The organism is Streptomyces sp. NPDC087845, assembly GCF_044742755.1.
GTDB lineage: Bacteria > Actinomycetota > Actinomycetes > Streptomycetales > Streptomycetaceae > Streptomyces.
In genome coordinates, this window is the sequence record NZ_JBIUVC010000001.1 from 1,178,414 (window position 1) to 1,186,552 (window position 8,139).

At 71.0% G+C, this 8,139-nt stretch carries 7 protein-coding genes and 1 rRNA gene; 6 read left to right on the forward strand and 2 right to left on the reverse strand.

Features of this window, described 5'->3' with window-relative positions:
* Window positions 1–10: 10 nt before the first annotated feature.
* A complete protein-coding gene (locus ACIOMQ_RS05460) occupies window positions 11–1,429 on the forward strand; it encodes an ATP-binding protein (RefSeq protein WP_401262712.1) in 1,419 nt (472 codons plus the stop codon).
* A gap of 1 nt (window position 1,430) precedes the next feature.
* Window positions 1,431–3,086 carry a type VI secretion protein gene (locus tag ACIOMQ_RS05465; protein WP_402187906.1) on the forward strand — a complete coding sequence of 552 codons (1,656 nt, stop codon included), beginning with the start codon at window positions 1,431–1,433 and terminating at the stop codon, window positions 3,084–3,086.
* Window positions 3,087–3,222: 136 nt separating this feature from the next.
* Here ACIOMQ_RS05465 and ACIOMQ_RS05470 read toward each other — a convergent pair whose 3' ends face one another.
* Entirely contained in the window at window positions 3,223–3,849 is a 627-nt protein-coding gene (locus tag ACIOMQ_RS05470; protein WP_401985546.1) for a GNAT family N-acetyltransferase, read from the reverse strand.
* 220 nt (window positions 3,850–4,069) lie between these two features.
* Between ACIOMQ_RS05470 and ACIOMQ_RS05475 the strand changes: the two genes are divergently transcribed.
* Genes ACIOMQ_RS05475 through ACIOMQ_RS05490 form a run of 4 tightly spaced genes read left to right on the forward strand, consistent with a single transcriptional unit; the run spans window position 4,070 to window position 7,789 of the window.
* Entirely contained in the window at window positions 4,070–5,008 is a 939-nt protein-coding gene (locus tag ACIOMQ_RS05475; protein ID WP_401262705.1) for an ATP-binding cassette domain-containing protein, read from the forward strand.
* On the forward strand, window positions 5,005–5,826 hold the full coding sequence (locus tag ACIOMQ_RS05480) for an ABC transporter permease (protein ID WP_402187908.1): 822 nt from the start codon (window positions 5,005–5,007) through the stop codon (window positions 5,824–5,826). The genes ACIOMQ_RS05475 and ACIOMQ_RS05480 overlap by 4 nt, the downstream gene beginning before the upstream one ends.
* Window positions 5,823–7,127: a sensor histidine kinase gene (locus tag ACIOMQ_RS05485; RefSeq protein ID WP_401758721.1), complete on the forward strand. Its 1,305-nt coding sequence runs from the start codon at window positions 5,823–5,825 to the stop codon at window positions 7,125–7,127. Before ACIOMQ_RS05480 ends, ACIOMQ_RS05485 begins: the two co-directional genes overlap by 4 nt.
* Window positions 7,124–7,789 carry a response regulator transcription factor gene (locus tag ACIOMQ_RS05490; RefSeq protein WP_362206355.1) on the forward strand — a complete coding sequence of 222 codons (666 nt, stop codon included), beginning with the start codon at window positions 7,124–7,126 and terminating at the stop codon, window positions 7,787–7,789. The genes ACIOMQ_RS05485 and ACIOMQ_RS05490 overlap by 4 nt, the downstream gene beginning before the upstream one ends.
* An 83-nt stretch (window positions 7,790–7,872) precedes the next feature.
* On the opposite strand, the gene rrf is transcribed toward ACIOMQ_RS05490, so the two are convergent.
* A 5S ribosomal RNA gene (gene rrf, locus ACIOMQ_RS05495) occupies window positions 7,873–7,989 on the reverse strand.
* Window positions 7,990–8,139: the final 150 nt, after the last annotated feature.

Consider the following 8,139-nt stretch of genomic DNA (forward strand, 5'->3'; position numbering starts at 1 on the left):
CGGTCACGCCATGCGAGATCCGCTGTCCGCACTGTCGGATGCCTTCACCGCCTTCCTCTTCGGGAAGGTGGAGACGACGAGGCTCCCCGTCCGTACGTCGACCGGACAGGCCCAAGCCGTCTACCTGCCCACCGCGGCCCCCGGCCTCGGCGACTCCGGCGTGATCATCGGCCGTGAGGTCTACTCCGGCAAGGGCTACATCTACGACCCCTTCCAGCTGTACGGACAGCAGCTCCCCGCCCCGCACTGGCTGGTGCTCGGCGAGTCCGGCAACGGCAAGTCCGCGCTGGAGAAGACGTACGTGCTCCGCCAGCTCCGCTTCCGCGACCGCCAGGTCGTCGTCCTGGACGCCCAGGGCGAGGACGGCGTCGGCGAATGGAACCTCATCGCACAGGAGCTCGGTCTCACCCCGATCCGCCTCGACCCGACCGCCGCCCTCAACGGTGGCATCCGGCTCAACCCGCTCGACCCCGCGATCACCACGACCGGCCAGCTCGCCCTGCTCCGCACGATCATCGAGGTCGCGATGGGGCACGGCCTGGACGAACGGTCCGGCTTCGCGCTGAAGGTCGCCCACGCGTACGTCAACGAGACGATCACCGACCGGCAGCCGGTCCTGACCGACATCGTCGACCAGCTGCGCCACCCGGAGCCCGAGTCCGCCGAGGCGATGAACGTCGACATAGACGACGTACGAGCCTGGGGCCTGGACGTCGCCCTCGTCCTGGACCGCCTCGTCGACGGCGACCTGCGCGGCATGTTCGACGGGCCCACGAGCGTCGGCATCGACCTCGACGCCCCGCTGATCGTCTTCGACCTCTCGCACATCGACCGGAACTCGATCGCGATGCCGATCCTGATGGCGATCGTCGGCGTGTGGCTGGAGCACACCTGGATCAGGCCCGACCGGAAGAAACGCATCTTCCTGGTCGAAGAGGCCTGGCACATCATCAACTCACCCTTCGTGGCCCAGCTCTTCCAGCGCCTGCTGAAGTTCGGCCGACGGCTGGGTCTGTCGTTCGTGGCCGTCGTCCACCACCTCAGCGACGTCGTCGACGGAGCGGCGGCCCGCGAGGCCGCGGCGATCCTCAAGATGGCCTCCACCCGCACGATCTACGCCCAGAAGGCCGACGAGGCCAGAGCCACGGGCCGGGTGCTCGGCCTTCCCCGATGGGCGGTCGAGATCATCCCGACCCTCACCCCCGGCATCGCGGTCTGGGACGTCAACGGCAACGTCCAGGTGGTCAAACACCTGATCACCGAGGCGGAACGCCCCCTGGTCTTCACCGACCGCGCGATGACCGAGTCCTCCGCGCCCGAGCTCGTCCCGGAGGACGTACGCGCCGCCGACCTGGAGGCGGAGCAGCGCGCGGCACGGATCGAGCACCAGCAACGACTGAACGAGTCGTCCGAGTCAACGGTGGCCTGACATGGCGGGGCGCGGCGAGGTACGTACCGACGGCGGCGGAGGTGGCGGCGGAGGTGGCGGCGGCATCCCGGACGGCCTGCTGATCGGCCTGCTGGCCTTCCTGCTCGGGCTCACGCTCCTGGCATGGACGGCCACCGGCCTGGCCGGACTGTTCGCGCACGGCGCCTGGCCGGAGGGCGTCTCCCTCACCGAGACCCCCCTGGCGATGCGCCGGCTCGTCGCCGCACCGCACGACCTTCCGTCCGCCTGGCCGAACACTCCGGCGGACGAGCTCTCCGGGTACGGGCTGTTCTGGGGCCTGTTCATCGGCGAACTGATGGTGCTGTTCGTGCTGACGGTGTTCGTGCTCGGGGTGGTGGCCCGCTGGCGCGCGGTACGGGCGCGGCAGCGCAGCGAACGGTACGGGGACGAGGGCGGCTCGCCCGTACGGTCCCCGCTGCACGAGCCCCGGCCGGAGGCGCAGACCCCACCGCAGCAGCAGCCGCAACCAAACCTGGAGACACAACCGCAATTCCAACCCCAACCGCCCCAGCCCCAGCCCCAGCCGACGCTCCAGCACACAGCGGTCGCATCCGCCCCACCGGCGCCCCATACCCCGGAACCGGGCCCCGCTACCTCCACCTCCATCCCCACCCCCACCAACATCCCCACTCCCCTCCCCACGGGGCACCCCCCGTCCGAGACCACAGCCCTCCCCGCCCCCGCCCTCCCCACGCTGCCTGCCCCGCGTACCCCCCTCGTCGTCTACGGACCGGCCGCCACCCGCCGCCCCACCGTCCTCCAGGCGATCCAGGAGGCCGACGGGCCCGCGCTCGTCCTCACCTCCGACCCCACGGTCTGGGCCGAGACGAAGGACGCCCGCGCCAAGCTCGGCCCGGTCCTCGTCTACGACCCGGGCCACTTCTGCGACACCCCGGCCCGCCTCCACTGGTCCCCCACGACCGGCTGCGAGGAGCCCGACACGGCCGCCGCCCGCTCCACCGCGCTGCTCGCCCCGGTCCGCCCGCAGGCCCGCATCGACGCGACGACGGCCGACACCGCGGAAACGCTCCTGAAGTGCTGGCTGCACGCCGCCGCCATCGACGGCAGGCCCTTCCGCCAGGTCCACCGCTGGGCCCTCGGCGGCAGCGCCCACGAACCGGTGCGCCTCCTCCGTACCCACCCCAAGGCGGCCTCCGGTTTCGCCGGGCTGCTGGAGTCCGCCCTCACCGCGCATCCCGAACGCCGTGAAGTGGCCCAGGAGTTGACCGTACGAGCCTTCGCCGCGCTCTCCTCGGTCCACATCCGGGAGGCCTGCACGCCGAACCGGGCCGATTCGCTCGCGCTGGAATCTTTTGTCCGCGAGGGGGGCACCCTCTATGTGGTGGGCGAACCCATCGAGGATCCCCGCTCGGGCCCCGGAGCAATGCCCCTGCTCACGGCGCTCGCCTCACACGTGGTCGAGCACGGCCGCCGCTTGGCCGCACGGTCAACCGCCGGTCGGCTCGACCCACCAATGACGCTGGTACTCGACGATGTCGCCGCGGTGGCGCCCCTGCCCCGGCTCCCCGAGCTGCTGTCGACCGGCCACGCCCAGGGCCTGCCGACCCTGGCCCTCCTCCGCTCCCGGGAACAGGCCCGCGCCCGCTGGTCCCAGGAACTCACCGACCCACGCTAGCCGGCACCTCCCGGCCCACACAGGCCACCACACCACCCGGGCCCACACCCGCCCGGCGACCCCGGCGCCACACGCCCACGGCAACCACCCCGTCCACTCCCACCACCACAGCAGCCCCACCTACCAGCCGCCCCGCCTACGGCCGCCCCACCGCGTACTCGATCTCCCGCGCAGACGGATCGCTCGGCACCGGCACCGACTGCCCGGTGGGCGCGAACCCGATCCGCCGATAGAACGCCGCGGCCCGCGCGTTGTCCTCGTGCACATACAGCCGCACACGCTCGATCCGGGGCTCCCCCAACGACCACGCCCAGTCCGTCCCGGCCCGGAACAACTCCTCGGCCAGACCCGCTCCCCGCGCCTCCGGCCGTACGAACACACCGACCACGTGCGCCTGGTGGAGGCCGGCCGGGGCCCCGAACGGCACCGCACCACCACCGCTGTCCCCGTCCCCGTCTGCGTCCCTGTCCCTGTCCGCGTTCTCGCCCTCACCCTCATCCCCGTCAGGCCGCTCGATGAGCACGGTGACGCTGCCGTCCCAACGCCCGTCGGGGGCGACGGCGACGAACTGCCGCACCTCACCGCCCCCGGCCTCGGACGCGCTGAGCGCCCGGTCCCGCCAGAACTCGTCGGAGTGGGCCGCGCTCTGCGCGTAGGTCTCCAAAAAGGCCATCGGCGCCACCGGGTCCCGCAGCGCTGACAGCCGCAACTCCTTGACCAGAGACCATTCGTCGGCGCGCACGGCACGAATCACGTGTTCCATTCGCCGATCCTGCCTCTCCGCGCCGGACCTGCGCAAACACCATCCCGCTCACCACCCGGCTCACGGCCACGGGCACCCCGGCCCGCCCCGCCGCCGACCATCCCCGACCGCCGCAGACCGGCCCCGACCGTCCCCGCGTCGTACCCCGGTACTACGCCACCCGCCACATCCCGCCCCTGGTCCGACGCCCGCCGCGCGCCGTCTCCGTAGCGTCGACCGCATGATCAGGGCATACGAACTCACCAAGAGGTACGGCGACACCACCGTCGTCCAGGACCTCGACTTCACGGTACGGCCCGGCACCGTCACCGGATTCCTCGGCCCGAACGGCGCCGGGAAGTCGACGACGATGCGCATGCTGCTCGGCCTGGACGCGCCCACCCGCGGCCGCTCGACGATCGGCGGACGGGCGTACGCCGCCCACGGCGCACCGCTCGCCGAGGTCGGCGCGCTCCTGGAGGCCCGCTCCGTCCACCCGGGCCGGACCGCCTTCAACCACCTGATGGCACTCGCCCACACCCACGGCATCGCGCGCCACCGCGTCGAGCACGTCCTCGGCCTGGCCGGTCTGACCGCGGTCGCCCACAAACGGATCAAGGGCTTCTCGCTCGGCATGGGCCAACGCCTCGGCATCGCCGCCGCGCTGCTCGGAGACCCGGCCACCCTCATCCTGGACGAGCCGGTCAACGGCCTCGATCCGGAGGGCGTGCTGTGGATCCGCAACCTCCTCAGGTCCCTTGCCCAGCAAGGCCGTACGGTCTTCGTCTCCTCGCATCTGATGAGCGAGATGGCCCTCACCGCCGACCATCTGATCATCATCGGCCGGGGCCGGCTCCTCGCCGACACGACGATCGCCGACTTCGTGGCCACGGCGGGCGGCGCCTCGGTCAAGGTCGTGACCCCGCAGGCCCACGCCCTGCGTGCGCTCCTCACCGGCCCCGGCATCGAGATCTCCACCGGCCCGGCCGCGCCCCCCGACGAGCTGGAGATCCACGGTACGGACGCGGCGCACATCGGCCGCACCGCGGCCGCGCACGCCATCCCCCTGTACGAACTCACCCCGCGCACCGCCTCCTTGGAACAGGCCTTCATGGACCTGACCCAGGAGTCGGTCGAGTACCGGATCACCACCCCCGAACCGACCGGAGCTCTCACATGACCACCGCAGCCGGCCGCCCGGCCCGACTCCCGACACCGCACCAGCACCAGCACCAGCACCGAGTCACAGCGACCCGCGTCCTGCGCTCCGAATGGCACAAACTCCGTTCCCTGCGGTCCTCCTGGATCACTCTGGTCTCGGCGTCCGCCCTGGTTCTCGCCATCGGTCTGGTCATGGGCGCGACCTACACCTCCGACGGCGGCGACTCCGACGTCGACCCGGTCGTCCTGGTCCTCTACGGCTCGGTGCTCGGCACGCTGTGCACCGTGGTGCTGGGCGTCCTGGTGACCGCGGGCGAGTACTCGACGGGCCTGATCCGCGCCTCGCTCACCGCGGTCCCCCGCAGACTCCCGGTCCTGTGGGCGAAGGCGGCGGTCTTCACCGTCACCGTCTTCGTGGTCATGTTCACCACCGACCTGCTCACCTTCGTCACCGCCCAACTCCTCCTCCACGACACGGATCAGGCGGCCTCGCTCGGCGACCCGGGCGTGTTCCGCGCGGTCGTCGGCAACTCCGTGGGCATCACCCTGCTCAGCGTGATCGCGCTCGGCCTCGGCGCCCTGATCCGCTCGGTGCCGGGCGCGATCGGCGCCTTCATCGGAGGCGTCATGGTCCTGCCGGAGATCCTCACCATGCTCCCGTACGACGCCGTGCAGAGCGCCGTCACCTACTTCCCGACCCAGGCGGCCGGCGCCCTCGGCTCCGCCACCCCTCTCCCGGGCGAGGCCCCCGTGGGCGGGGCCCTGCTCGCCCTGTGCCTCTGGGCCGCTGCGGCCCTGGGCGCGGCCGCCCTGCTGCTGCGCCGTCGCGACGCATGACGAAGGGGCAGCCCGGACGCCAGGATGGACGTGTGACGGACGACGACGAGAACCGGCCCCCGGGTCCGGGCGGCTCCCCGCTCACCGGCCACCTCCAGCGCCTGCTCCGGCGCGTCCGCGCGTTCGACCTGCGCCGACCGGTGGTCTGGAACGGGCTGCTCACCACGTTCTGGGTGATGTTCGCCGTACTCGACTTCACCTCCGGCGGCTGGCGCACCGTGGCCGCCGACCCGCGGGCGCCCGAACCACTGGTGCTGCTGACGAGCCTGGCATTCTCCGTACCGCTGCTGTGGCGTCGCACGCATCCCCTGGCCGTGCTGGCGTTCATGACGCCGTTCGCCCTGGTCAACGTCTGGACGGGGGCGGTCGTCCAGGCCGCCCACCTGCAGGACATCGCCGTCTTCAACATCGCGCTGCGGCTGTCGATGCGCACTCTGGCCTGGGCGGGCGCCCTGGTGGCAGCCCCGCTCGTCATCGGCATGCTGCGCTTCCCGCACACCTGGGACCTGCTGTTCGTCCCTCACCTCTGGGCGTTCGCGCTCTCGTCCCTGCTGGGGATCGTGGTCCGTACGCGCAAGGAGTACACGGCAGCCCTCGTCGACCGCGCCCACCGGCTGGAACTCGAACGCGACCAGCAGGCCCGGCTCGCGGCAGCCGCCGAACGCACCCGTATCGCCCGCGAGATGCACGACATCATCGGCCACAACCTCTCCGTCATCACGGGCCTCGCCGACGGTGGCGCCTACGCGGCCGCCAAGAGCCCGGACCGGGCCGCACAGGCCCTGGAAGCCATCGGCGCCACCAGCCGCCAGGCCCTCACCGAACTCCGCCGGCTGCTCGGCGTCCTGCGCGACCACCCCGCCGAGGCCGACCGCGCCCCGCAGCCGACCCTCGACGACATGGACGCGCTCCTCACCGGCGTACGAACGGCGGGCCTCCCCGTACGCCTCCGCGTCCACGGCTCACCTCCGACGCCCCCGCCCACCGCGGGACGCCAGTTGACGGTCTATCGGGTGGTCCAGGAGGCTCTGACGAATACGCTGAAGCACGGCGGCACGGCCCCGCCACTGACAGCGGAGGTCACTCTCACCTACCGGGCGACGGAGCTGGAAGCCCTGATCACCGACACGGGTACCAGTGGCGGCGGGCCCGAGGGCGGCGGGCAGGGAATCGCCGGGATGCGCGAACGGGCATCCCTCTACGACGGCACACTCGAAGCAGGCCCGCTACCGCAGAAGTCGGCCTCCGCAGCCGGCTGGCGGGTCCGGCTCCGGCTTCCCCTGGAGGACACACTCTCGTGACGACCGTGCTCATCGCGGACGACCAGCCGATGCAACGCTTCGGCTTCCGCATGCTGTTGGAGAGCCAGGACGACATGACCGTCGTCGGCGAGGCCGCCAACGGCCATGAGGCCCTGGACCTCGTCTCCCGGCACCGTCCGGACGTGGCCCTGATGGACATCCGTATGCCGCTCCTGGACGGCATCGAGGCCACCCGACGCATCATCAGGGCCGGTTCCCGTACCCGTGTCCTCATCGTCACGACGTTCGATCTCGACCGGTACGCGTACGACGGCCTCCGCGCCGGCGCCAGCGGCTTCCTCATCAAGGACGCGCTGCCGGAGGAGCTCCTCTCCGGTGTCCGAGCCGTGGCGAGCGGCGACGCAGTGGTCGCCCCCAGCCTCACCCGCCGCCTCCTGGACGCGTATGTGCAGCATCTGCCGACCGTTCCCGGCGGCCCTGCCGCCCCGGACGCACGTATCGCGACCCTCACCGAGCGAGAGAGGGAGATCCTCACGGTCATCGGCCGGGGCTGGACCAACACGGAAATCGCCGAACGACTGCACCTCGCCGCATCGACCGTGAAGACACACGTCACCCGCATCCTCGCCAAAACAGGATCCCGCGACCGAGTCCAGGCAGTGATCCTGGCGTACGACACCCACCTGGTCACCCCCGCCTGAACAACAGCCTTCACCCGGGAAAAAGAAGGGGTAAACGCAGAAAAGCCCCGTGCCACAAGGGCACGGGGCTTCTCACAAAAGGAGTTCGGCGGCGTCCTACTCTCCCACAGGGTCCCCCCTGCAGTACCATCGGCGCTGAAAGGCTTAGCTTCCGGGTTCGGAATGTAACCGGGCGTTTCCCTAACGCAATGACCACCGAAACACTATGAAATTAACCAACACCGGAACAACACGGCCGTTCGTTATTTCAGAACAAACACAGTGGACGCGAGCAACTGAGGACAAGCCCTCGGCCTATTAGTACCAGTCAGCTCCACCCGTTACCAGGCTTCCACATCTGGCCTATCAAC